Source organism: Mycobacterium sp. shizuoka-1 (assembly GCF_002723835.1).
Lineage (GTDB): Bacteria > Actinomycetota > Actinomycetes > Mycobacteriales > Mycobacteriaceae > Mycobacterium.
The window spans coordinates 1-21,427 of sequence record NZ_BEWG01000149.1 but is presented as its reverse complement, the minus strand read 5'-3'; the positions used below and the strand labels follow the sequence as shown (position 1 = coordinate 21,427).

Sequence of the window (21,427 nt, the reverse complement as noted above, 5' to 3'; positions counted from 1 at the left end):
TGGTGATCTGATGACTTCTGCCCAGACACCGGCAGCCCCGCTGGCCGGTATCACAATTGTGGCGTTGGAGCAGGCGGTGGCCGCACCGATGTGCACGCGGGTGCTCGCCGACTTCGGCGCCCGCGTGATCAAGGTCGAGAATCCCGCCGGCGGCGACTTCGCCCGTCACTACGACGACGTCGTCAACGGTCCGGGTGGTCTTGCCGCCCACTTCGTGTGGGTCAACCGCAACAAGGAGTCCATCGCGCTGGACCTGAAATCGGCCGAGGGCCTGAGCATCCTGCATCGGCTGCTCGACCGCGCCGACGCCCTGGTGTCGAATCTCGCGCCCGGCTCCACCGACAGGCTCGGCATCTCGGCCGAGCAACTGCGTGAGCGCCATCCCGATGTGATCGCCGTCGAGATCGACGGCTACGGGGCCGGCGGACCGCTGTCGAACAAGCGCGCCTACGATCTGCTGGCCCAGTCGGAGTCGGGATCGTGTGCGGTCACCGGCTATCCCGGTATGCCGGCCAAGCCCGGCCCGCCGATTGCCGACATCTCCACCGGTTTGTACTCGGCGCTGTCGATCATGGCTCTGCTGATCTCGCGGGACAGCCGCGAGCGCCGTGGCGCAGCCGTTTCCGTGAGCCTGTTCGACACGATGATGGACCTGATGGGCTATCCACTGACCTACGCTCAGCACTCCGGCATCGACCAGCAGCCGTTGGGGATGAACTCGCCGGCAGTGGCGCCGTACGGCTCCTTCACCACGGCCGACAACCAGACGGTGGTGCTCGGCACCACCAACGACCGCGAATGGCAACGCCTGGCCCGGGAGATCATCGAGCGCCCCGACTTGGCCGACGACCCGCGATACGCCACCAACTCCGATCGCTGTGCCCATCGTGACGAGCTCAATGCTGCCATCCAAACATGGTGTGCCCAGCACGATCTCGTGCACATCCAGAAGACCGCCGACAGTGCCGGCATCGGCAATGCGCGATACAACTTGCCCAGCGAGGTCTTGGCGCACCCGCAACTCTCGGAGCGCGACCGCTGGCGCACGGTCCAGACCACCGCCGGGCCGATCGAGGCGATTCTGCCCCCGCCGATCATCTCCGGATTTGAGCAACCGATGGGGCCGGTGCCCGGTCTTGGCGAGCACACCGATGCGTTGTTGGCCGAAGTGGGCTTGTCCGCCAATGAGATCGAGCGACTGCGCGCGCAGGGAGTTGTGGCGTGAACGATGAGGAGCAGCTATGCGAGAAACGGTGATTGTCGAAGCGGTACGCACTCCGGTCGGCAAGCGAAACGGCGGGCTGTCCGGCGTGCACGCCGCCGACCTGTCGGCGGCGGTGCTCAATGCGCTCGCCGAGCGAACCGGCCTGGACCCCGCGACGGTCGACGATGTGGTGTGGGGCTGTGTGTCCCAGGTCGGTGACCAGTCCAGCAACATCGGCCGGTTCGCCGTCCTGGCCGCGGGCTGGCCGGAGGCGATCCCCGGTACCACGGTCAACCGGGCCTGCGGATCCAGCCAGCAGGCACTGGATTTCGCCGCCCACGCGGTGATGTCGGGACAGCAGGACGTGGTGGTCGCCGGTGGTGTCGAAGTGATGAGCCGGGTGCCGCTGGGGTCGGCGCGGGCCACCGGTATGCCCTATGGCCCCAAGGTGCTCGAGCGTTACGACGATTTCTCGTTCAACCAGGGCATCTCGGCGGAGATGATTGCGCAGAAGTGGGGCTTCTCCCGCACCGATCTCGACGAGTTCTCGGCGCGCTCCCATGAACTCGCCGCCGCCGCGCAGGATCGTGGTGCCTTCGCCGACCAGATCGTGCCGGTGACCACCGATGCTTGCGTGGTCAGCGCCGACGAGGGGATTCGCCGGGGGACCACTGTCGAGAAACTGTCCGGGCTGAAACCGGCCTTCACCGAGGACGGGGTGATTCACGCCGGCAACTCGTCGCAGATATCCGACGGCGCGGCCGCCCTGCTGGTCACCACCGCCGAATATGCTGCAACGCAAGGCTGGCGGCCACTGGCCCGCTATGTCGCCGGTGCGGTCGCCGGTGCCAACCCGGTGCTGATGCTCACCGGTCCCATTCCCGCGACCGAGAAGGTGCTGGGCAAGACCGGGCTGGGTATCGACGACATCGGGGTGTTCGAGGTCAACGAGGCATTCGCGCCGGTGCCGCTGGCCTGGCAGGCCGAGACCGGCGCCAACGCGGATCGGCTCAACCCGCTGGGCGGGGCCATCGCGCTGGGTCATCCGCTCGGCGGTTCAGGTGCGGTGCTGATGACCCGGATGCTGTATCACATGCGCGACAACGGTATTCGATATGGACTGCAGACGATGTGTGAGGGCGGCGGCACCGCGAACGCCACCGTCGTCGAGCTGATCAACTGATGCGCCGGACGCTGTTCACCGAGGACCACGAGGCGTTTCGCGGACTTGCCCGCGATTTCGTCGAAAAGGAGGTGGTCCCGGACTATCCGCAGTGGGAGAAGGGCGGCCGCATGCCGCGCGACGTCTTCGCGCGGATGGGTGCACTGGGCATGCTGGGCATGGCGATCCCGGAAGAGTACGGCGGTGCCGGCGTGCCCGACTACCGCTACAACGTGGTGTTGCAGGAGGAAGCCGCCCGTGCGCTGGTGACGCTGTCGACGGTGCGCACCCAGCTCGAGGTGATCCTGCCGTACTTCCTGCACTACGCGAACGCCGAACAGCGGGCGCGGTGGTTCCCCGGACTGGCCGCCGGGACCCTGTTGACCGCGGTCGCGATGACCGAGCCCGGAACCGGCTCCGATCTGGCCGGGGTGCGCACGACGGCGGTCCGCGACGGTGACGACTGGATCGTCAACGGCGCCAAGACCTTCATCACCGGTGGCATGCAGGCCGATCTGGTGATCGTGGTGGCCCGCACCTCCACCGATCCCGACAACCGGCGCGCAGGGCTGACCCTGCTGGTGGTCGAGGACGGCATGGCCGGGTTCACCCGCGGCCGTGAGCTGGAGAAGATGGGCTGCAAGGTGCAGGACACCGCGGAGCTGTCCTTCGCCGACGTCCGCGTCCCGGCCGCGAATGTGCTGGGGGAGGTGGGTGAGGCGTTCTCCTATCTCGGGCACAACCTTCCCCAGGAGCGGCTGACCGTCGCGGTCGGGTCGGTGGCACAGGCCCGCTCGGCGATTGCCGCCGCGATCGACTACACCCGGGATCGCAAGGCCTTCGGCACTCCGGTCGCGTCGTTCCAGAACACGAAGTTCGAACTCGCCGCCTGCTCGACGGAGGTGGAGGCCGCTCAGGCGATGCTCGACCGGGCGGTGGCCCTGCACGTCGACGACGAGCTCAGTGGCGCCGACGCCGCGCGGGTGAAACTGTTCTGCACCGAGATGCAGCAGCGGGTGATCGATCGTTGCCTGCAGCTCTTTGGCGGTTACGGCTACATGATGGAGTATCCGATCGCCCGGCTGTACACCGATGCGCGGGTGGCCCGGATCTACGCCGGAACCAGCGAGGTGATGAAAGTGATCATCGCCAAGTCGCTGGGCTTGTAGCCGCCGAGATCGACTCCACGGCGGTTGATTTCGGCTCGTTCACGGCCCTGACGTCGGTCTGGGCCTAATCGAGTCGCTTACTGGAAACTTTTCCGGCTGAGACCCTTGTCACATCGGCCCAAACCAACCTACTGTGTGTTCACTAGGTTGGTCTGGGAAGGAGTCCGGTGACGCGCCCGTATGCGACCCTGCTGGCCAAGGGGGAGGACCGCAAGCAGCGCATTCTCGACGTCGCGCAACGCCTGCTGGCGCGCAACGGGTGGCGCAACACCACGCTGGCTCAGATCGCGAAGGAGGCCGGCGTCACCGCGGCCGGGCTGCTGCACCATTTCGAGTCCAAGGAGCAACTGCTGCACGCGGTGCTCGACGCCCGGGATGCCGACGACAGTGAGCACGCCGACCAGCACACCGGTGACCTGGCCGAGGCAATCGCCAGCGCTGCCGAGCGGTTCTACCGCTCGCCACAGCTGGTGGGGACCTTCGCGGTGCTCATGGTCGAGAACATCGCGCCCGACGCCCCGCTGCACGACCGGCTGGTGGACCGCTACCGGCAGGCGGTGGACATCATCGCCAACCGGATCCGCACGGGGCAGGCCGACGGCCGATACCGAACCGACGTGAACCCGGCCCGAAAGGCCGTGGAAATTCTGGCATTTGTGAACGGAATGGAGACCTCATGGCTACTCGACCCGTCGATACCGCTGATCGAAGTGTTCCAGGAATACTCCAGGTCGCTGGCGAGCCAGCTGGCACCGGACGGCGCATCATGAGGTATCGGCTCGACATCGTCGCACCCAGCGTCGCCGAGGCGGTACTGCACGCCGGCGGTTGGATGTTCGACCGGGTGATGGCCGGCTGGGATGTCAACGTGCTGCTCGCCCAGCCCGGTGACACCCGCCCGTTGTCGATCTTGGGCGCCCAGACGCTCGACTTCGAATCCGTGCTCGCCGCCGGAGACGACCAACCGCACCCGCAGGCATTGGCGGTCTCCGCCGATCTCCTCGACAGCGATGCCCGGGTCCGTGCGGGGGTGCTGCGGGCCCTGGACTACGGCATGACCGAGGTGGCGCTGTGGGGCGACGCAGACCCGGTCGACCTCGATCGCACGGTCGACTCGGTCGCACACCGGCTGAGTTCGGCCGCGCGGGTGTTCAAGGCTCAGGCCTTGGCTGCCGCGGCGGTCGGCGATCTCCCGGTGGCGCCGGTGGAGACCTTCCGCAGTGGCGTCATGAGCTGCCCGCCGATCGGCGCGGACCTGATCCCGGCCGGCTGACGCCGGCCCCGGCGGATGCTACTCCGTGATCGAGATGGCCTGCCGGGGGCACTGGCGCACCGCATCGCGGATCTGCGCCTCGTTCTCCGGGGTCACCTCGTCACTGAGGACATGCAGGTAGTCCTGGTCGTCGACCTGGAACACCTCCGGGATGATCCCCATGCAGATCGCATTGGCCTCACACAGGCCGAAATCCACTTCGATCTTCATCGCAGCACCTTCACCGGAACAGTGTGCCAACCCGCCACGTTCTGCATGTGCACTCTGCTCAATCGATCCCACTGCACTTCGTAGCGGGGCATGAAGTCCAGCAGCCGCTCCAGTGCGATCGCGCTCTCCATGCGGGCCAGCGCCGCCCCCAGGCAGCTGTGGATGCCGTACCCGAGGCCGAGGTTCTGCGCCTCGGTGCGGTCGCGGTCGATGTCGAACGTCTCGGCGTCGGTGAACGCCCGCGGATCGCGGTTGGCCGCCGCGCCGATCAGGAACACCGGCTTTCCCGCGGGGATGGTCTTGCCGTGCAGGTGCGCCTCTTTGAGCGTGTAGCGGACGTTGTACTGCACCGGGCCCTCGTAGCGCAGAATCTCCTCCACCGCGGCCGGAATCTTGCTGCGGTCGTCGAGGAGCTTCTGCCACTGGTCGGGGAAGCGGGCGAAGTTGACCACCGCGGTGCCCAGCAGCTTGGTCACCGTCTCGGCTCCCGCGCCACCCAGAAGCGTTGCGAAGCCGCAGATCTCGATATCGTCCAGCTTGCGCAGATTACCGTCGTCGTCCGGGATCTCGGCGGCGATCAGCTTGCTGATCATGTCGTCGCGCGGGTCGGCCCGCCGTTCCTGCACCAGGTTGTAGTAGAACATCGCGGTCTCGATATTGGCCTGCATGCCGGCCTCGCCGACCCCGATCTGACCGGGCTCGCGATGCAGCGAGGTGTCGATCCAGTGCCGGACCTGCTGGCGGTATTCCTCCGGGACGCCGGCCATCCGGGTGATCACCTCGACCGGGAAGGGGCCGGAGAAATCCTGGACCACGTCGAAGTCGTCGGGGTCGACCGCGGACAGGAACCGGTCGATCTGCTCGACCACGGTGTCGCGCTGGGCCTGGATCGTGCGCGGTGTGAACGCCTTGTTGAGCAGGCTGCGCATGTGCCGGTGTTCGGGCGGGTCCATGAAGATGATCGACTTCGGCGGTGGCTCGGGCGCTTGCACCATCGCCAGGTCGCACCCCCGGGTCGAGGAGTACGTCTCGTGGTCCTTCATGGCGTTCGCCACGTCTTCGTGCCGGGTCAGGGCGTAGAAGTCGCGCTCCTTGTCGTAGTAGAGCGGCGCCTCGTCGCGCATCCGGCGGTAGATGTCGAACGGATCGTTGAAGTACTCATCCGAGAACGGATCGAAGACGAGTTCGGCCTGGGTCATTGCGTTCTCCTCCGAGGCGAGAGCTGGGCCAGAAGCGTTACGGAAGGCTGGTTGATTGTAACGCTAACAGTGGGGCTTTCGGGAGAGCGGAAAACGGCTGAATCAGCGGGGTTTCGTCGTCGTCTGACCAGCGTCGACCACCTCGCCGAGCAGCCCGAGGTCACTGTCCAGATCGGCCAGCGCCGCCCGGATCGCGGCGACATCCTTACCGATGAATTCCCCGACGGCATCGTTGAATCCGACGACCGAGCCGACTCGGGCGATGGAACCCAGTGCCCGGCTGGTGCCGCTGCCGTGGACGACGGCGCTCAGCAGGGTGGTCTCGTCCACGCCGAGCCGGTCCGCCAGGGCCACCGCTTCGGCCACGATCCCGATCTGCGCCGCGAACAGCGTGTTGTTGACCAGCTTCACCCGCTGGCCGTAGCCGAGCGGACCGACGTGCAACACCGGATCGCCGTAGCTGGACAGCACCGGGTGCGCCCGCCGCACGGCCTCCTCGCCGCCGCCGACGAATATCGTCACCGTTCCTGCGGCGATGTCGTGTGGTCCGCCGCTCACCGGCGCGTCGATCACGTCGATGCCGCGGTGGGCGGCCTGTTCGGCGACGGCCTCGGCGGTGCGCGGGCTTCCCGTCGTGTGCACGACGAGCACCGAGCCCGGGCGCATGCCTGCCAGCAGGCCGTCGGTCAGGCATACCTGGCGGACCTGCTCGTCGGTGAACACGCAGATCACGACGGCCTCGGCCGCGTCGGTCAGCTCCGCGAGGGTTGCGACCGCCGTTGTTCCCAATTCCTCCGCCGCACGGCGCTTTTCAGGTGTTCGGCCCAAAACCTTGATCTCGTGGCCGGCGTCGGCCAGGCGGCGCGCCATCGGTGCGCCCATCCGGCCGGCACCGACGAAGCCGATCTTCATCGCGGGTTGTCCATCAACCTCAGCGCCGCGTCGGCGGCATCGAGGACGGCGCCGGGCTGGGCGCCCGCCTGCTCGGCGATACCGGCGATCAGGCTCACATCCTTGTGCAGAAGTCCCGCCGCGACCTGCTTGAGGATGTCGAGGCTGCCGCCGAATCGGGCCACGCTGACCAGCGCGAAGCTGTTCGCCGAGCCGCGGGTGATCACCTCGGACAGATTCTCCGGTGCCACGCCCAGTGCCGCGCCGAGGTCGAGCGCGGTCTTGGCGGTGGCGATATTGGCGGTGAACAGCAGATTGTTCAGCAATTTGGTGACCTGCCCGGCGCCCACCCCGCCCAGGTGGACTATCGGATCGGCGTAGGTGGCGAACACCGGGCGCACCGCTGCCACCGTGTCGTCGTCACCGCCGATCATCACCAGAAGCGTTCCCTGCTCGGCTGCCGGGCCACCCCCGCTGACGGGCGCGTCCACGACGGAGACCCCCTGGGCGGCTGCTGTTTCGGCGAGCTGCCGGCAGGTGTCCGGATGCACGGTGGCGTGCACCGCGATGATGCCGCCGGGCGCGAGGCCGGCCAGCACGCCGTCATCGCCGGTGGCCACCTCGAGCACGTCGGAGTCGCCGACCACGCACAAGCAGACCAGGTCACTGCTGCGCGCGAGCTCCGCAGGCGTGGCCGCGACGGTGGCCCCCGTGTCGGCAAACGGTTCCAGCGAGGCCGGCCGCCGGGCCCACAGTGTGGTGGGGTAGCCGCCTTCGACGATCCGGCGTGCCATCGGCGCGCCCTGGCTGCCCAGCCCGATGAATCCGACGCGCATCAGCCGGCCTCCTTGTTCTCATCGGCGGCGACGCATTGGTTCGCGAACGACAGCACGCCCGAATGGTATTGCGCCGCAGTTATACCCAGGCTCAGATTGTGCCCGGCGCCACCTTCATGGTGGATCTGGACGTCGGGTGACATGGTGAACAATGCGGCGATGTCGGCCAGCGCCTCCGGTGTCGAATCCCACACCCGCTCATGCTCTGCCGCGGTGAATCGCACCGGGGCAACGACGTGGCCGGCCAGCGCCGCGAAGTCGCGATCGGCCCAGGTGGCCGACAGCTGGGCCTCTTGCGGCGGCGAGCCCGCCGAACCGACGGCGTTGACCACGTCGGCGGGATAGAGCTCCTCGGGTGCCCAGATCAGCTCACGAATGCCCGCCGGCCGGTGAGTGGGTGTTGCCCGCTGGAGAATCGCTGCGGCGGCGGGGTATTGGCGTAATCCGGTACCCGCCAGTTCGAGACCGAGCAAGTCCCGCCCGCGCTCGGCGACGGCCATGCGCAACGCCAGCTCGCAGCCGTTGGAATGCGCCATGATGAACACCCCGGCGCCGCGGTCGCGCCGGCCGAGCATCGCGTCGACGGCCGCGTAGGCCAGCTCGACCCGGCGCTGCGGCTCCCACATCTCCTCGGCGTAGGGGGCCGAAGCGCCGTAGCCGGGCCGGTCCAGCGCCACCGCACTGAAACCGGCTGCGGCGGCGGCACGCAAGAGCGACAGCTCGGGATGTCCCGGGCAGTCGAAATACCCCGCGGAGGAGGCCCCGCCGTGCAGCGCGACGAGGACGGCCCGAGGCTGGGCGGCCGGCGCGAACAAGCCGGACATCGGGATTCCGTCGGCGGCGACCACCCGGCGGGTCGGCGCGGGAGAGTCGCTCACTCGTCGACCCGCATCAGGAGCACGCCGCTGGGTGTCAGCCCGCCGCTGCTGGCCACCGCGACCTTGGCGTCGCGGACCTGGCGGTCGCCGGCCTCACCGCGCAACTGGCTGACGGCCTCGTGGATCAGTCCCATGCCGTGGGTGCGGCCGTGGGAGAGCTGCCCGCCGTGGGTGTTCAGCGGCAGGATGCCGTGGAGGGCGATGTTGGTGCCGCCGTCCAGGAAATCCTTGGCCTCGCCGATGCCGCAGAACCCGAGCGCTTCGATCCACGACAGACAATTGAAGGTGAACCCGTCGTACAGTTCGGCGACGTCGACATCGCTGGGCCGCAACGACGTTCGGGTCCACAGGTGTGCGGACTGGCCCAGCACCTGCGGCTCGTGGGTCAGTGTGGTCTGGTCCCAGTCGGTGCGCTCGACGATCTGGGTGCCGACCGCCTCGAACAACACCGGCGGCTTGGCCATGTCCCGTGCCGTCTCCACCGCTGAGACGATCACCGCGACGGCACCGTCACAGGGCACGTCGCAGTCGTAGAGCCCGAACGGCGTGGTGATCGGACGAGCCGACAGGTAATCGTCCATCGACATCGGGTCACGATAGATGGCGGTGGGATTGCGTGCGGCGTTGGCCCGCTGATTGAGTGCGATCCACCCCAGTGTTTCGCGGGTGGTGCCATAGCGCGCGAAATGGCGTTGGGCGTTGAGCGCCAAAGTGTGTGCGGCCGAGGTCGCGCCGAACGGCATCTGCCAGCTGGTGGTGCGCAGCCCGCCGGGCGGGGCCATCTTTCCCTGCTTGAGCAGCTCCTGAAAGGTCGACTCCCAGAGTGTGCGAAAGCACAGGACGTGCCGGGCCAGCCCGGTGGCGACGGCCATCATGGCCGCGATGACCGAACCGCCGGGCCCGAAGGTGTCCATGCCCCCGTTGATCCACGTGGGGCGCAGGCCCAGCGCGCCTTCCAGGACGGTCACCCCGCCCTCGCCCATGCCGGCGATGTCGAGTCCGGGGTAGGTGGAAAGACCGTCGATGTCGGCGAAGGTCAGCCCCGCGTCGGCGACCGCCGCCTCGCACGCTTCGATGGTCAGCGCCAGCGGGTTGACCATCAGCCGGCGACCCAACCGCGATGCGCCGATACCCGTGATCGCCGAGCGGTCCTCGAACTTGGCCGTCGTCAGCGGTGGCCGGATGTGGGTGGCGAAGTCCGCCGGGGCGATCTCATCGGCGGGTAGCTCGCCGAACTGGGCGGGTGCCACCGGACGGAACAACGGCAGATAGACGTCGTCATTGCGCTCGAAGACGACCTCGACCAGCTGTCCCAGCTGCAGATCGTCGGGTTCGGCGTCAACGATGTTGGTGGTCAACCGGACTCGCGGATCCTCCTGGATCGCCACCTGGGCGACGATGTAGGGGGCCGGCAATCCCGGAATGCTGAACCGCGCGTTGACAGTGAACGCCGAGAGCACGGCCAGGCCGCTGACCTGTCGCGCAGCGAGGTCGTGGCCGCCACAGTACCGGCACACCGGCTGCGGCGGGTGGATCAGCGCCGTGCACCCGCGGCACTCTTGAATGCGCAACCGGCCGTCGGAACCGGCTGTCCAGAAGAACTCGTTCTCGGCGGTCACCTGTGGCAGGGGAGCGCGGCAACCCCCGGCCCTCACTGGGCGAAGCCCCAGCGGGCCTCGAAGACCGGAGCCTCGTCAGTGTCCGGTGACGCCGGGCCGGGTGGGGTCTGCCCGTCGGACTCGTCGGTGATCTCGATGATCGCGTGCACCGGGCAATCGAACAGCGCACGCAGGACGTCGTCGCGGTCGGTGGCCTCGACCGAGCCGTCACCGATCAGGGACGCGTACCCCCAGTCGTCGAGGGAGAAGTGTTTGGGCGCATGTTTGGCGCAGACACCGAACCCGTCGCAGATCGTGCGGTCCAACCGGATGCGCATCTCGCCGGTCATGGCTGCGTCACCGCCTCCACCTCGTAGGGTCGTTGCGCGCTGAAGGTCGCCGACCGGCAGGGATCGCACGCACCCGCCAGGTGCTGCTCGACCACATGCGGGAAGTGCGCCAGCAGGCTGGCCGCGACATTGGCTGCGCCGTCGAGCGTGGCACAGGCGCCCCGGCCGCGAAGGACCACCGACCAGCGGCGCAGCCGGGCGATATCGTCGGCGATTGCCACGCCGTCGCGCAGTGCCCCCGCGGCCGCCGCCATCGCCGCCGTCCCGTTGAAGCACGACCCGCACTGTCCGGCGTTCTCCCTGTCGAAGTAGGCCAGCACCGCCGCGGCGACCGCCACCGGGCAGTCGTCGGTCAGGATCGCGATCGCACCGCAACCGAGACCGCAGCCCAGTTGGCGGAATGTCTCGTGGTCCAGCGTGGTGTCGAGCACGCCGCGGTTGAGCAACCCGGCAAAATATCCACCCATCAAGGCGCCCTGGACCTTGTCTGGGGAAACACCATGCAGTGCAAGCAAATCGGTGAACGGCATACCGTGGGGTATTTCGTAGAGGGCCGGTGGGCGTCCCGCGCCGGTGACCGTGGCCAGGAATGTTCCCGGCGACGCCGCGGTGCCGGCCGACCGGAAGGCCACCGCGCCGTGGCGCTGCAGGTAGGGCAGGTTGGCCAGGGTCTCGACGTTGCTCACCAGCGTGGGGTGCCCGGCCACGCCGTGCTGGAAGGGGCGCGGCGGCTTGTCGGTCGGCTTGGCGGGGCCGCCGTTGATGGCCCGCACCGCCGCCGTCTCCTCACCGGCCACATAACCAGGTGCCACGGTCACGATCGAAACAGCCAGCCCGCCAAACGTATCGAAGCCGACTTCGGCCAGCGCGGCGTCGACGATCCGTGCCGCGTCCTGGTCCGACACATAGACGTACGCGCGTTGCGCGCCGACGAGTCGCGCCGCCAATCGCACGCCGTCGAGGACGAGATGCGGGCGATGGCGCAGCAGCCAGCGGTCTTTGACCGACGCGGGCTCGCCCTCCTCGCCGTTTGCCACGACGACCGTCTCGTGGCCCCGGGTGTGTGCCGCACGCACCGTACGCAGCTTGACGGCCAGCGGGAACGCGGCACCGCCACGGCCCAGGACACCGGAACTCTCGACGTCGGCGAGCAGTGACTCGGCGTTGTCCAGCAAGCCGTAACCACCGGCCGCCAGGTAGGCGCTGTGGTTCTCGGCCGCGGCGGGTAAACGCAACAACCGGGGTACGCATCCGGGTGCGGCGGCGACCCGCAACGCCGTGCCGGGGGGTGCTGTCGCGTTCATCGGTCACCTCGTGGGGATCGGGCGTTCGGCAGGCGGTCGCTAGGCTGAGTCGCATGAGAACGGCTGTGGTTCGGGTCGACGTCGACCCGCACGGTGAGCTGACGCCGGCGCAACTCGCCGAGGGGGTCGTGGCGCTGCGGACACTTGCCGACCACGACGGTGTGGCCGTGGTCGACAACAACCTGGCTGCGATGCCCCGTGGTCGCCGGGAAGCCGAGTTGCTGATCGGCAACCGGGGCGTCACTGATTCCGACGAACTCAAGCGGGTAGCGCTCGACCTGTGCGCCAAGGCATTCGGCACGCAACCGGTCATCGGGGTGATGACCTACGTCAGTCGTGGCACCGACGAGGACGCCCACGGGGTGCTGGCCGGTTTCGGGCTGCACGGGCAGATCGACCGGACGCCGGGTGAGAACGGCTACGACATCATTGCGGTGACGTTGCGCAAGGACGACATGGCTCGTATCCCGGAGAGCCGGGTGCACACGGCGCTGGAGGCCTCGACGAACTGCGAGGTTCACATCCGCACGGTCTGAATGGCACCGGCTGCTCATCGGCCCAGAAAGTCCAGGATCGCCGGGGCGGCCTGCACCCAGGTGTCGAACATGTTGAATCGCTTGACCTTCCCCGACGCGCGGTCTTCGCCGGCCCGCTCCCAGGCGTCCTCCGGCCACGGCGGATCGATCAGCGTTGAACCCTTGATGAGGCAGTTGACCTCCAGCGAGGTGCGCTTGGGATGGTCCCAGTCGTTCTCGCCGCCGCGGATGATCAGGGTGGGCACCTTGATGTCGCCGAACAGCTCGTCGTCCACCCCGGGGATCGCCTGGCCGGGCTTGGGGACGAACGCGTTGAGCCAGCGCAGCATGACCCTGAGGAACTCGTCGGTGTCCAGAGCCATGATCCGGTCGGAGTTCGCCGGGTTCTCGGCAATGCGCTCTTTCCATTCGTCCACGTGCAGAAGGCCTTTGATGCCAAGGCCGCGGACAGCCAGGATGCTGGGCACCAGATAGTAGGACCCCAGTACGAAGCTGCCGTAGACGCCGCCGACGATGTTCCAGGTCACCAGTTTGGTGACGATGTCGGGATAGAGGATGGCGGTGAGGATGGAGTCCCGGGCGCCGCCCGAGCCACCGGCGATCACGCACGGACCGATACCGAGGCCGGTGATCAGTCGGTGCAACGTCTCGGCGCGCATGTGGGACTCGCTCTGACCGTAGAACTGCAGGTCGGACTTTCCGCAGTTGGGACGGTCCCACAACAGCACCCGGTGTCCGCCCTTGACCAACTCCTCGGCCAGGGGTCGCAGCCCGTCGATGTCCTTGGAGTAGCGCCCACCGGGGGTCAGGGCGATGAAATCGCCTGATTCACCCAGGATTTCGTAGACGACGTTGCCCCCGTTGATCTCGATGACCTCTTCGCCATCGCGCAGTACCGGTCCGCTCATGCCATCACGAGAACGTCGTCGCCCACCACGCGTACCGGGTAGGTCCGGATGCTCCACTCCGGCTTGACCGCGGTGGTGCCGGTTGCCAACTCGAACCCCCATTGATGCCACGGGCAGTAGATGAACTCCATGTCCCGCACCATGACCGCGTCGCCGGGGACGCTCTCGTCGACGATGTTGCGGCCGCGTGGCCGCCCCGAGCACAGCGGTCCGCCCTCGTGCGGGCAGTAGTTCGCGATGGCATAGAACGTGCCATTGACGTTGTACACCCCGACGCCGTGCCGACCGATCGGCACCAATTTGTGAGTGCCGGGTGGGATCTCGTCGACGGTGGCGACCACGTGCTCCCGGCCCTGGGCGAGGCGGGGCTGCTTGTCAGAGTGCGTCATGTGCTCAGAAGACCCGCATCTGGCCTTCGATGGCCGGAACCGTGTCGGGGAGCTTGTAGGTCGCGATGCCGTTGCGGAACATGACTGCCTCCCTGGCATGTTCGGGTAGGTGTTTGACCAGCCAGCGCGGGTCGTCATAGGTCCAGTGCGGGTAGTCGCTGGAGAACAGCAGGATCTTTTCGCATTCCATCCACTCGAAGGCCCGCAGCAGTTCGGTCTTGTCTTCGGGATAGTCCAGTGGCTGGGTGGTGAATTTGATGTGGTCCTTGACGTACTCGCTGGGCTTACGGGTGATGTCCACCCACGATTTGCGCGCTTCGTAGATGGCGTCCATGCGCCACATCAGCGGCAGGATCCAGTTGAACGCGTGCTCGACGAAGACGATCCGCAGGGTGGGGTAGCGGTCGAACACCCCGTCGAAGATCAGGCTCATCACCTGGTTGGCGGCGGTGAGTGAGTAGCTGACCATGAAGTCATGGTTGTAGCTGGGGAAGCCCACCGGTGGGATCGGCAAGGTCTCGTAGACGCCCCGGGACAGGTGGCAGCTGACCGTGATGTCGTGTTTGGTGGCGGCAGCCCAGATCGGGTCGTAGCGTGGGTCGCCCCACGACGGTCGGGGTTCGGCCTTGATCAGGGTCTGCACCATGTAGGGGTGGCCGGCCCACTTCTCGATTTCGCGGGCGGCGCCGTCGGGGTCCTCGATGGCCACGCAGATCGAGCCGCGCCAGCGTTCGTGCCAGTTGTTCTTGCTGTCCAACCAGTTCTCGGCCTGCCAGGTGTTGTGTGCGTAGGAGATCGCGGCGGTGGCCTCGGGTAGCCGGCAGGCGCCGTGCGTGGGCTCGAGTACCGCGATGTCCGCGCCGGCCTCCATGATCGCCTGCCGGAACGCCAGATCCGGGTCGGTGCAGGCGAATTCGCCGTCATCCGGGAAGGTGTCCACGCGCATCGCGTAGGCGTGGGCGTAGTCGGGCGCGTCGTAGTAGATGAGCTCGCCGACCCGGTGATTCATGAAGTACTTGCTGCGCCAGGGCTCGGGGATGTACTCGGCCAGCACGCCCCGGCGCGGGACCGGATGGACATCTGAGTCCACGCAGCGCACCGGGATCCGCTCGGTCGGAGCGACCCGGTCCTGGATCTGGGTCAGCGTCATCATCGTCTCCTTGGCTCGGATCTAGTGGGCGGTCACGCCGGCTGGGATGTCTATGCCGTAGAGCTGGGCGGCGTTGCGCCAGCACACCTTTTCGCGTTGTTCGGCCGTCCACGCGGCGGGTAACGCGTGCACGTCGCCGCAGTGCCAGTGCGGATAGCTGGAGCCGAACATCAGCATGTCCTCCTTGCCGGTGAACGCCAGCCATTCGTCGGCGAAATCGGCATCCCCCGGCCCGTCGAGGCTGTTGTGGATGAAGTAGACGTGGCCGGGCAGGTAATCACTGGGCATCTTCGGCGCCCACGGCGTCTGTTCGAGGTGCGGCCGCCCGAAACAATCCATCCGCCAGATGAACGGCGTGAGCAGATCGCCCGCGCCGTCGGCCCACACGAACTTCAGGTCCGGCATCCGCTCGAACACCCCTTCGGCGATCATGTTGAGCAGGTGATAGACGTAGTTCAGCGACATGAAGCCGAGGTACTGCTCGAATGTTCGAGTGTGTCCCGACGGAGTCGGCGGGAACGCGATGCCTTCGCCCGGCTCGATGTGGGTGGCCACTGGTAGGCCGGCGTCGACGGCCGCCTCCCACAGCTCCCAGAACTGCGGCTTGCCGTACAGCTCGCGAGATTGCAGTGGAATGCCGATCTGAACGACCCGGGGGTGCTGGGCGTACTTCTCGATCTCGCGCAGCGCGCCGCGGATGTCGTCAGGGTTCACCCGGATGGTGCCGCGGAAGCGGTCACCGAATTCGGGGTGCTCCAACCAACGTGACACCAGCATCTCGTTGTGGGCGGCCAGGATCGCGGTGCCCAGATGCCGGTCGGGCATGATCCCGCGGCCCATGGGGTGCAGGACCGCCACGTCCACACCGCGCTCGCCGAACAGGTGCGCGGCGACGATGGCCGGATCGGATCCAGGGTACTGGCCGTCCGGGCCGCGCGACCCCTTGACGTACTCGCCGCCCGGGGCGCCGTACCAGTCCATCTCATAGTCGGGGAAGCCCCGGCTCTTGAACGGCTCGCGCATCACCGTGCGCAACTCGGGCGTCGACCCGAAGAAGATGTGCACGCTCGCGTCGATCACGGGCGTCGTCGTCCCGTCGCGGTGCTCTATCACCACACCCACCTTCCGGTGATCGTTCGTGTGAACCGAAGTTCTTCGAGCGCAAGAATAGTATTCTCACTATCGAGAGTAGAACCCCGTTACCACTTTGCCTCACCGGGCCGTGGGCAGCAAGCAAATCAGCCGGTAGAGTGCGATACCGTCTTGGGAGAACCTGTGGCTCACAAACTGAGAATCTGATTTCCAGTGCGGTGGTCCCATCGGGCAGGAGGCAGTGGGTGCTGTTGGAATTCGACGCTGATCAGCGGTTGTGGCAAGACACCGTGCGCGATGCGCTGGCCAAGCAGTGCCCCGCCTCGCTGATCCGCGGGATCGCTGAGAACGGGATCGACCCGGGACCGCTCTGGGCGTCCTACGTCGAGGCGGGCTGGACCGAGCTGGCCGACCCCGACAACGCGGTCGAACTGGCGATCGTGCTCGAAGAGTTCGGGCGCGCGACCGATCCAACGCCGTTTCTGGCCACCCTCACCCAATTCGCGCCGCTCGCCGCCGATCGCTACGACCCCCGACTCCCGGGCACCGCGCTCTTCGACGGCATCACCGCGCATCGCACCGCCGACGGATGGGTGCTGTCGGGGACCTCCCGGTACGTACTCGACGCCGATCGGGCGCAGCGGCTCGCGGTGGTCACCGACGGCGGCGTGTTCCTGGTCGACGCGACCGCCGCCACCGTGACGCCGGTACCGGTGTTCGATCCGGTGCTCCACGTCGCGGACGTGGCCCTGCCCGGCGTGCAGGTGTCCGAGGAGGCGCGGGTGCCTGCCGATGCCGAGCGGGCCCGCCACGTCGCGCTGACCGGGCTGGCGATCACGACCGTCGGGGCGTGCCAGCGCGTGCTCGATCTGGCATTGCAGCACGTCCGGGACCGGCACCAATTCGGGGTGCCGATCGGGTCATTTCAGGCGGTCCAGCACAAGGCCGTCGACATGCACGTCGCGATCGAACGCGCCCGCGCCCTGGCGTATTTCGCCGCCTTGACGATCAGCGCCGACGATCCCCGCCGGCGGTTGGCCGCATCGATGGCGAAGGCCGCGGCCGGCGACTGTCAGTCGGTGGTCTTCCGGCACGGCCTGCAGCTGTTCGGCGCAATGGGCTTCACCTGGGAGAACGACGTCCAATTCGCGCTCAAGCGCGCCAAGGCCGGCGAGCTGATGCTAGGCGGCGCTGCCGAGCATCGAGCGGTGATCGCCGACGAGTATGGAGAACTGTAGATGCAACTGTCATTCGAGCCCGACGTCGAGTCGTTCCGCGCCGAGTTCAGTGCGTTCCTCGACGCCAACCTGCCCGCCGAGGCCGAGACCTCGGAGCGGCCACGGTCGGTGTCGCACATGCCGGCGTGGGCTCGGCGCTGGCAACGCCTGCTGTTCGACAACGGCTGGTTGCTGCCCGCTCAGCCGCCCGAGTTCGGCGGCCGCAATGCGTCGATCCTGCAGCAGTTTGTCCACCTCGAAGAGCTGTGTCGGCGGCGGATCTATCACAGCTTCAACCCGCAGGGCGTCAACATCGTTGCGGCATCGTTGATCTCGTTCGGATCCGACGAGCAGAAGCACCAATGGGCAGTGCCTGTGCTCAAGGGGGAGAAGACGGCGTCGCTGGGCATGAGCGAGCCGAGCGCGGGATCGGACCTGGCGTCTCTGCGGACCCGCGCCGTCCTCGACGGTGAGCATTTCGTGGTCAACGGCCAGAAGGTATGGACCTCGGGTGCTCACGATGCCGATTTCCTGCTGACCTTCGTCCGGACCGACCCGGATGCCCCCAAGCACAAGGGCATCAGCGCGTTGATCATCCCGACCGATCTGCCGGGTGTGGTGTGCCGCCCCTTCGCATCGATCTGCGGGATCGACGACACGGATTTCAACGAGGTGTTTTTCACCGATGTGCGCGTGCCGGCGCAGAATCTGGTCGGCCCGCCGGGCGGTGGTTGGGCAGTGGCCAACGGATCGTTGGGTCACGAGCGAACGATGATGTGGCTGGGTTTCGCCGATCGCATCGCCAACATCATCGGTGACTTCCGCCCGCGGACGCCACTGGAGAAAGACCAGTACGCGTCGATGATCATGGACTATCAGGCGCTGCGCTTGATGGGGTCTTCCGGGCTGGCCAAGGCTGCGCGCGGCGAATCCGATGTGGCGTCGGTGTCCGTGGTCAAACTGTTCGGCTCCGAGGCTGAGCTGCGGGCGTCCGAGTACGCGCTCGCCGCGGCCGGTCCGGACGGGTTGGTACATCCGTCCAGCACCGGACCGTACGCCCACATGAACCTGGATCACTACTTCGCCAGTTGGTTCGAGCGTCATGCCCGCAGCTTCTCCGGAACCATTGCCGGCGGCACCTCGGAGATCCAGCGCAACATCATCGCCCAGCAGGTGCTGGGCCTACCGCGCGGGAAGTAATCCCGAAGGCCGCGCTGCGGCACATGGCGGTCCTGTTTGCTGAGGGCATTCAGCGGTCCCGGTGCATGCTCTCAGGGTTTTCTAGGGTATGGCGCGTCGCGATCCAAAATTGCACCTTCACAGTTAACACACATATCTGCCAATAGCGGGGCTGTAGCAATCCGTGTAGCGAACTCCAATTGATCGGTACCCAGGCAATACCAATTCCGCTGGCACTGCTGGCGACGCTGTGAGTTCGGCGCTGGTCTGATGCTCCCGCTGGTCGAATGCGGTGATCGCTCTGTTCCCGTCCTCGTCGCGGTTCAAACCGGTTTCTGCAAACGTCTGCTGCCGGTGGTCGCCCGGGGGGTCCGCCGGCCCGGTGTGGCCGCCGGCGGCGCCCTCCCGGCGTGTCGCCGCTGTGAGTCTCTGTGAATTTTTCCCGTCACCGTGCGCGCAGACCGCCGCTGATAGCGAAGCCGGCGGGACCGCGTCATTGCCCAGAGTTCTATTGCTGCAGCACGGCCGAGCGCATCGGAACCAGTGCCGGCGGCCCCGGCGACCGCCGGGACATGCGCGTCACACCCGTCTCACGGGTAACTCCTCGTGAGCTCGGCGGGGAGGCGGCTGCCCGGGTCGTGCGGCCGGTTCTGGCCGGCGACCGGACGCCGAACCCCCAGCAGACGATTGATTCTTTGCTGTCGATAAATCATCAAGCGCGTCAAATAAATGTGGTTAATTAACATTCAGCTAACGTCAATTAATTCGACCCTGGGAATGGCGCAGCAACTAAGAAAATCTCAGAGCAACCACTTGGCTACTTAGGTTCTTCTCAGGTAAGTTCGCGCCTGTCGGGGGCACAGCCATTTTGAAGGGATAGTCATGGACGTTGCTGTTCGGTCATATTTGACCGCGGGGGTGGCAGTATTCGGCGCGAGTGCGATCGCGCTGGCACCCATTCAGGTGACACCGCCAAACCTGCACCTCGCACAAGACCGGGCCCTGTCGGCCCTTGCTGACGTGTCGCTGTCCTCGCTCTCCGACGTGATCCAGGCGATCAACGATGGCTGGAACGGAGTACGTGGCGGCCTCAATGCGCTCAACGGCGCTGCCGACACCGCGATCACTCAGCTCGGCGACGCACTACAGGCGGCGCTGATCGCCGGCATCGGTTCCGGCAACACCGCCCTGCAGTCGGTGGTGGACGGTCTGCTCAATGGTGGTAGCGCCCTGGCCCAGGCGGTCGACAACGCCGTGGCAGCGTTCCCGAACCCGCAGGCGTTCGTCAGCGCCCTGATCCAAGCGTTCGGCAATATCGACGTCAACCTCGGTCTGGCCTTGCAGGCGGCGCTCGACGTGAGCATCCAGGGCGCCGCCGATCTGGCCAACGCTCTGATCGCGGGTGGAGCGGCCCTGGCTGCGGCGTTCAATGCCGCACTGGCCAACTTCCCGAGCCCGGCGGCGTTCGTGGACGCACTGGTCGGCGCGCTGGCCGCGGTCAACCCGACCCTGGGCATCCTGGCCGACGCCCTCACGACCTTCACCGGCCAGCTGAACGCAACCATCCAGGCCGGAATTGCGGCTGGGCTCACCGGTTTCCAGGCGGTGCTCAACGCTTTGAGCGACGGCGGTAGTGCGCTGGCGGCCGCCTTCCAGGCGGCGTTGGCGGCGTTCCCGAACCCGGCGGCGTTCTTCAACGCGCTGATCCAGGCGTTCGGCAACATCGACGTCAACCTCGGGCTGGCCCTGCAGGCCGCACTGAGCCTGAGCGTCGAGGGGCTGCAGGGCTTCGTCGACGCACTGGTCTCCGGTGGTGCGACGCTGGCCGCGGCGTTCAATGCCGCACTGGCCAACTTCCCCTCGCCAGCGGCCTTCGTGGCGGCACTCAACGGCGCACTCGCGGCGATCAATCCCGCCCTCGGGGTGCTGGCCACTGCCTTCACCAACTTCACCGGGGAACTCGGCGCCACGATCCGCGCTGGAATCGCGGCTGGGCTCACCGGTTTCCAGGCGGTCCTCAACGCCCTTGCCGACGGCGGTAGTGCGCTGGCGGCGGCGTTCCAGGCGGCGTTGGCGGCGTTCCCGAACCCGGCGGCGTTCTTCAACGCGCTGATCGAGGCGTTCGGCAATATCGACGTCAATCTCGGGCTGGCTCTGCAGGCCGCGCTGAGCCTGGGCGTGGACGGGTTGCAGGGCTTCGTCGACGCGCTGGTCTCCGGTGGTGCGACGCTGGCCGCGGCGTTCAATGCCGCACTGGCCAACTTCCCGAGCCCGCAGGCGTTCGTGGACGCACTGGTCGGCGCGCTGGCCGCGGTCAACCCGACGCTGGGGATCCTGGCCGACGCGTTCACGACCTTCACCGGCCAGCTGAACGCGACCATCCAGGCCGGAATCGCGGCTGGGCTCACCGGTTTCCAGGCGCTGCTGAACGCTTTGAGCGACGGCGGTAGTGCGCTGGCGGCGGCGTTCCAGGCGGCGTTGGCGGCGTTCCCCAACCCGGCGGCGTTCTTCAACGCGCTGATCGAGGCGTTCGGCAATATCGACGTCAATCTCGGGCTGGCCTTGCAGGCCGCGCTGAGCTTGGGCGTGGACGGGTTGCAGGGCTTCGTCGACGCGCTGGTCTCCGGTGGTGCGACGCTGGCTGCGGCGTTCAATGCCGCACTGGCCAACTTCCCCTCGCCGGCGGCGTTCGTGGCGGCACTCAACGGCGCACTGGCCGCGATCAACCCGACCCTGGGGATCGTCGCCAACGCCCTGACGAACCTCACCGGCGAGTTGGGTGCGACCATCCGCGCCGGAATTGCGGCTGGGCTCACCGGTTTCCAGGCGCTGCTGAACGCTTTGAGCGACGGCGGTAGTGCGCTGGCGGCGGCGTTCCAGGC

Annotated in this window: 20 protein-coding genes and 1 pseudogene; 9 read left to right on the top strand and 12 right to left on the bottom strand. The window is 67.2% G+C overall.

Going from position 1 to position 21,427, the window contains the following annotated elements; translation table 11 throughout:
- The first annotated feature begins 10 nt into the window (after window positions 1-10).
- From MSZK_RS31315 to MSZK_RS31295, 5 genes are all read left to right on the top strand, one after another.
- Window positions 11-1,225, top strand: coding sequence for a CaiB/BaiF CoA-transferase family protein (locus MSZK_RS31315; protein ID WP_099252381.1), 1,215 nt, complete (start codon window positions 11-13; stop codon window positions 1,223-1,225).
- Window positions 1,226-1,241: 16 nt separating this feature from the next.
- Window positions 1,242-2,387: a thiolase family protein gene (locus MSZK_RS31310; RefSeq protein ID WP_099252380.1), complete on the top strand. Its 1,146-nt coding sequence runs from the start codon at window positions 1,242-1,244 to the stop codon at window positions 2,385-2,387.
- Window positions 2,387-3,535: an acyl-CoA dehydrogenase family protein gene (locus MSZK_RS31305; protein ID WP_099252379.1), complete on the top strand. Its 1,149-nt coding sequence runs from the start codon at window positions 2,387-2,389 to the stop codon at window positions 3,533-3,535. Before MSZK_RS31310 ends, MSZK_RS31305 begins: the two co-directional genes overlap by 1 nt.
- Window positions 3,536-3,702: 167 nt before the next feature.
- Window positions 3,703-4,305, top strand: coding sequence for a TetR/AcrR family transcriptional regulator (locus tag MSZK_RS31300; protein ID WP_199203560.1), 603 nt, complete (start codon window positions 3,703-3,705; stop codon window positions 4,303-4,305).
- A complete protein-coding gene (locus MSZK_RS31295; protein ID WP_099252377.1) occupies window positions 4,302-4,808 on the top strand; it encodes a hypothetical protein in 507 nt (168 codons plus the stop codon). Before MSZK_RS31300 ends, MSZK_RS31295 begins: the two co-directional genes overlap by 4 nt.
- Window positions 4,809-4,826: 18 nt before the next feature.
- Here the strand turns inward: MSZK_RS31295 and MSZK_RS31290 are convergent, their stop codons facing one another.
- The 8 genes from MSZK_RS31290 to MSZK_RS31255 all read right to left on the bottom strand — a co-directional run bounded on the left by MSZK_RS31290 (window position 4,827) and on the right by MSZK_RS31255 (window position 12,074).
- Window positions 4,827-5,018 carry a ferredoxin gene (locus MSZK_RS31290; RefSeq protein ID WP_099252376.1) on the bottom strand — a complete coding sequence of 64 codons (192 nt, stop codon included), beginning with the start codon at window positions 5,016-5,018 and terminating at the stop codon, window positions 4,827-4,829.
- Window positions 5,015-6,217 carry a cytochrome P450 gene (locus MSZK_RS31285; protein ID WP_099252375.1) on the bottom strand — a complete coding sequence of 401 codons (1,203 nt, stop codon included), beginning with the start codon at window positions 6,215-6,217 and terminating at the stop codon, window positions 5,015-5,017. Before MSZK_RS31285 ends, MSZK_RS31290 begins: the two co-directional genes overlap by 4 nt.
- Window positions 6,218-6,319: 102 nt before the next feature.
- Window positions 6,320-7,129 carry an NAD(P)-dependent oxidoreductase gene (locus tag MSZK_RS31280; RefSeq protein WP_099252374.1) on the bottom strand — a complete coding sequence of 270 codons (810 nt, stop codon included), beginning with the start codon at window positions 7,127-7,129 and terminating at the stop codon, window positions 6,320-6,322.
- Window positions 7,126-7,944 carry an NAD(P)-dependent oxidoreductase gene (locus MSZK_RS31275; RefSeq protein WP_099252373.1) on the bottom strand — a complete coding sequence of 273 codons (819 nt, stop codon included), beginning with the start codon at window positions 7,942-7,944 and terminating at the stop codon, window positions 7,126-7,128. The genes MSZK_RS31280 and MSZK_RS31275 overlap by 4 nt, the downstream gene beginning before the upstream one ends.
- Window positions 7,944-8,768, bottom strand: coding sequence for an alpha/beta fold hydrolase (locus tag MSZK_RS31270; RefSeq protein WP_099252393.1), 825 nt, complete (start codon window positions 8,766-8,768; stop codon window positions 7,944-7,946). The genes MSZK_RS31275 and MSZK_RS31270 overlap by 1 nt, the downstream gene beginning before the upstream one ends.
- Window positions 8,769-8,818: 50 nt before the next feature.
- The gene (locus MSZK_RS31265) at window positions 8,819-10,441 is read right to left on the bottom strand and encodes a zinc ribbon domain-containing protein (RefSeq protein ID WP_233211619.1); all 1,623 of its coding nucleotides are present in this window, start codon (window positions 10,439-10,441) and stop codon (window positions 8,819-8,821) included.
- A 32-nt stretch (window positions 10,442-10,473) separates the two neighbouring features.
- Window positions 10,474-10,758 carry a ferredoxin gene (locus MSZK_RS31260; protein ID WP_199203561.1) on the bottom strand — a complete coding sequence of 95 codons (285 nt, stop codon included), beginning with the start codon at window positions 10,756-10,758 and terminating at the stop codon, window positions 10,474-10,476.
- A gap of 8 nt (window positions 10,759-10,766) precedes the next feature.
- Window positions 10,767-12,074, bottom strand: coding sequence for an NADH-ubiquinone oxidoreductase-F iron-sulfur binding region domain-containing protein (locus tag MSZK_RS31255; RefSeq protein WP_099252370.1), 1,308 nt, complete (start codon window positions 12,072-12,074; stop codon window positions 10,767-10,769).
- Window positions 12,075-12,127: 53 nt separating this feature from the next.
- Here MSZK_RS31255 and MSZK_RS31250 point away from each other — a divergent pair, with 53 nt between their 5' ends.
- A complete protein-coding gene (locus tag MSZK_RS31250; protein ID WP_099252369.1) occupies window positions 12,128-12,610 on the top strand; it encodes a hypothetical protein in 483 nt (160 codons plus the stop codon).
- A gap of 14 nt (window positions 12,611-12,624) precedes the next feature.
- Here the strand turns inward: MSZK_RS31250 and MSZK_RS31245 are convergent, their stop codons facing one another.
- The 4 genes from MSZK_RS31245 to MSZK_RS31230 are packed head-to-tail and all read right to left on the bottom strand — an operon-like array spanning window position 12,625 to window position 16,170.
- Window positions 12,625-13,518, bottom strand: coding sequence for an alpha/beta fold hydrolase (locus MSZK_RS31245; RefSeq protein ID WP_099252368.1), 894 nt, complete (start codon window positions 13,516-13,518; stop codon window positions 12,625-12,627).
- Window positions 13,515-13,907 (bottom strand): Rieske 2Fe-2S domain-containing protein, encoded by a 393-nt coding sequence (locus tag MSZK_RS31240; protein WP_099252367.1) that lies wholly within the window; start codon window positions 13,905-13,907, stop codon window positions 13,515-13,517. The genes MSZK_RS31245 and MSZK_RS31240 overlap by 4 nt, the downstream gene beginning before the upstream one ends.
- Window positions 13,908-13,911: 4 nt before the next feature.
- Entirely contained in the window at window positions 13,912-15,057 is a 1,146-nt protein-coding gene (locus MSZK_RS31235) for an amidohydrolase family protein (RefSeq protein WP_199203559.1), read from the bottom strand.
- 21 nt (window positions 15,058-15,078) lie between these two features.
- The gene (locus MSZK_RS31230) at window positions 15,079-16,170 is read right to left on the bottom strand and encodes an amidohydrolase family protein (RefSeq protein ID WP_099252391.1); all 1,092 of its coding nucleotides are present in this window, start codon (window positions 16,168-16,170) and stop codon (window positions 15,079-15,081) included.
- Window positions 16,171-16,394: 224 nt separating this feature from the next.
- Here MSZK_RS31230 and MSZK_RS31225 point away from each other — a divergent pair, with 224 nt between their 5' ends.
- From MSZK_RS31225 to MSZK_RS31215, 3 genes and pseudogenes are all read left to right on the top strand, one after another.
- On the top strand, window positions 16,395-17,387 hold the full coding sequence (locus MSZK_RS31225) for an acyl-CoA dehydrogenase family protein (protein WP_099252366.1): 993 nt from the start codon (window positions 16,395-16,397) through the stop codon (window positions 17,385-17,387).
- Window positions 17,388-18,566: an acyl-CoA dehydrogenase family protein gene (locus MSZK_RS31220; RefSeq protein ID WP_099252365.1), complete on the top strand. Its 1,179-nt coding sequence runs from the start codon at window positions 17,388-17,390 to the stop codon at window positions 18,564-18,566.
- 861 nt (window positions 18,567-19,427) lie between these two features.
- Window positions 19,428-21,427 (top strand): annotated as a pseudogene (locus MSZK_RS31215) (hypothetical protein); the annotation flags it as partial.

Bases quoted from the DNA above. Each gene is read 5' to 3' on its own strand.
- MSZK_RS31315 (WP_099252381.1), top strand. From the start codon at position 11: ATGACTTCTGCCCAGACACCGGCAGCCCCGCTGGCCGGTATCACAATT.
- MSZK_RS31310 (WP_099252380.1), top strand. From the start codon at position 1,242: ATGCGAGAAACGGTGATTGTCGAAGCGGTACGCACTCCGGTCGGCAAG.
- MSZK_RS31305 (WP_099252379.1), top strand. From the start codon at position 2,387: ATGCGCCGGACGCTGTTCACCGAGGACCACGAGGCGTTTCGCGGACTT.
- MSZK_RS31295 (WP_099252377.1), top strand. From the start codon at position 4,302: ATGAGGTATCGGCTCGACATCGTCGCACCCAGCGTCGCCGAGGCGGTA.
- MSZK_RS31290 (WP_099252376.1), bottom strand. From the start codon at position 5,018: ATGAAGATCGAAGTGGATTTCGGCCTGTGTGAGGCCAATGCGATCTGC.
- MSZK_RS31285 (WP_099252375.1), bottom strand. From the start codon at position 6,217: ATGACCCAGGCCGAACTCGTCTTCGATCCGTTCTCGGATGAGTACTTC.
- MSZK_RS31280 (WP_099252374.1), bottom strand. From the start codon at position 7,129: ATGAAGATCGGCTTCGTCGGTGCCGGCCGGATGGGCGCACCGATGGCG.
- MSZK_RS31275 (WP_099252373.1), bottom strand. From the start codon at position 7,944: ATGCGCGTCGGATTCATCGGGCTGGGCAGCCAGGGCGCGCCGATGGCA.
- MSZK_RS31270 (WP_099252393.1), bottom strand. From the start codon at position 8,768: ATGTCCGGCTTGTTCGCGCCGGCCGCCCAGCCTCGGGCCGTCCTCGTC.
- MSZK_RS31260 (WP_199203561.1), bottom strand. From the start codon at position 10,758: ATGCGCATCCGGTTGGACCGCACGATCTGCGACGGGTTCGGTGTCTGC.
- MSZK_RS31255 (WP_099252370.1), bottom strand. From the start codon at position 12,074: ATGAACGCGACAGCACCCCCCGGCACGGCGTTGCGGGTCGCCGCCGCA.
- MSZK_RS31250 (WP_099252369.1), top strand. From the start codon at position 12,128: ATGAGAACGGCTGTGGTTCGGGTCGACGTCGACCCGCACGGTGAGCTG.
- MSZK_RS31245 (WP_099252368.1), bottom strand. From the start codon at position 13,518: ATGAGCGGACCGGTACTGCGCGATGGCGAAGAGGTCATCGAGATCAAC.
- MSZK_RS31240 (WP_099252367.1), bottom strand. From the start codon at position 13,907: ATGACGCACTCTGACAAGCAGCCCCGCCTCGCCCAGGGCCGGGAGCAC.
- MSZK_RS31235 (WP_199203559.1), bottom strand. From the start codon at position 15,057: ATGACGCTGACCCAGATCCAGGACCGGGTCGCTCCGACCGAGCGGATC.
- MSZK_RS31220 (WP_099252365.1), top strand. From the start codon at position 17,388: ATGCAACTGTCATTCGAGCCCGACGTCGAGTCGTTCCGCGCCGAGTTC.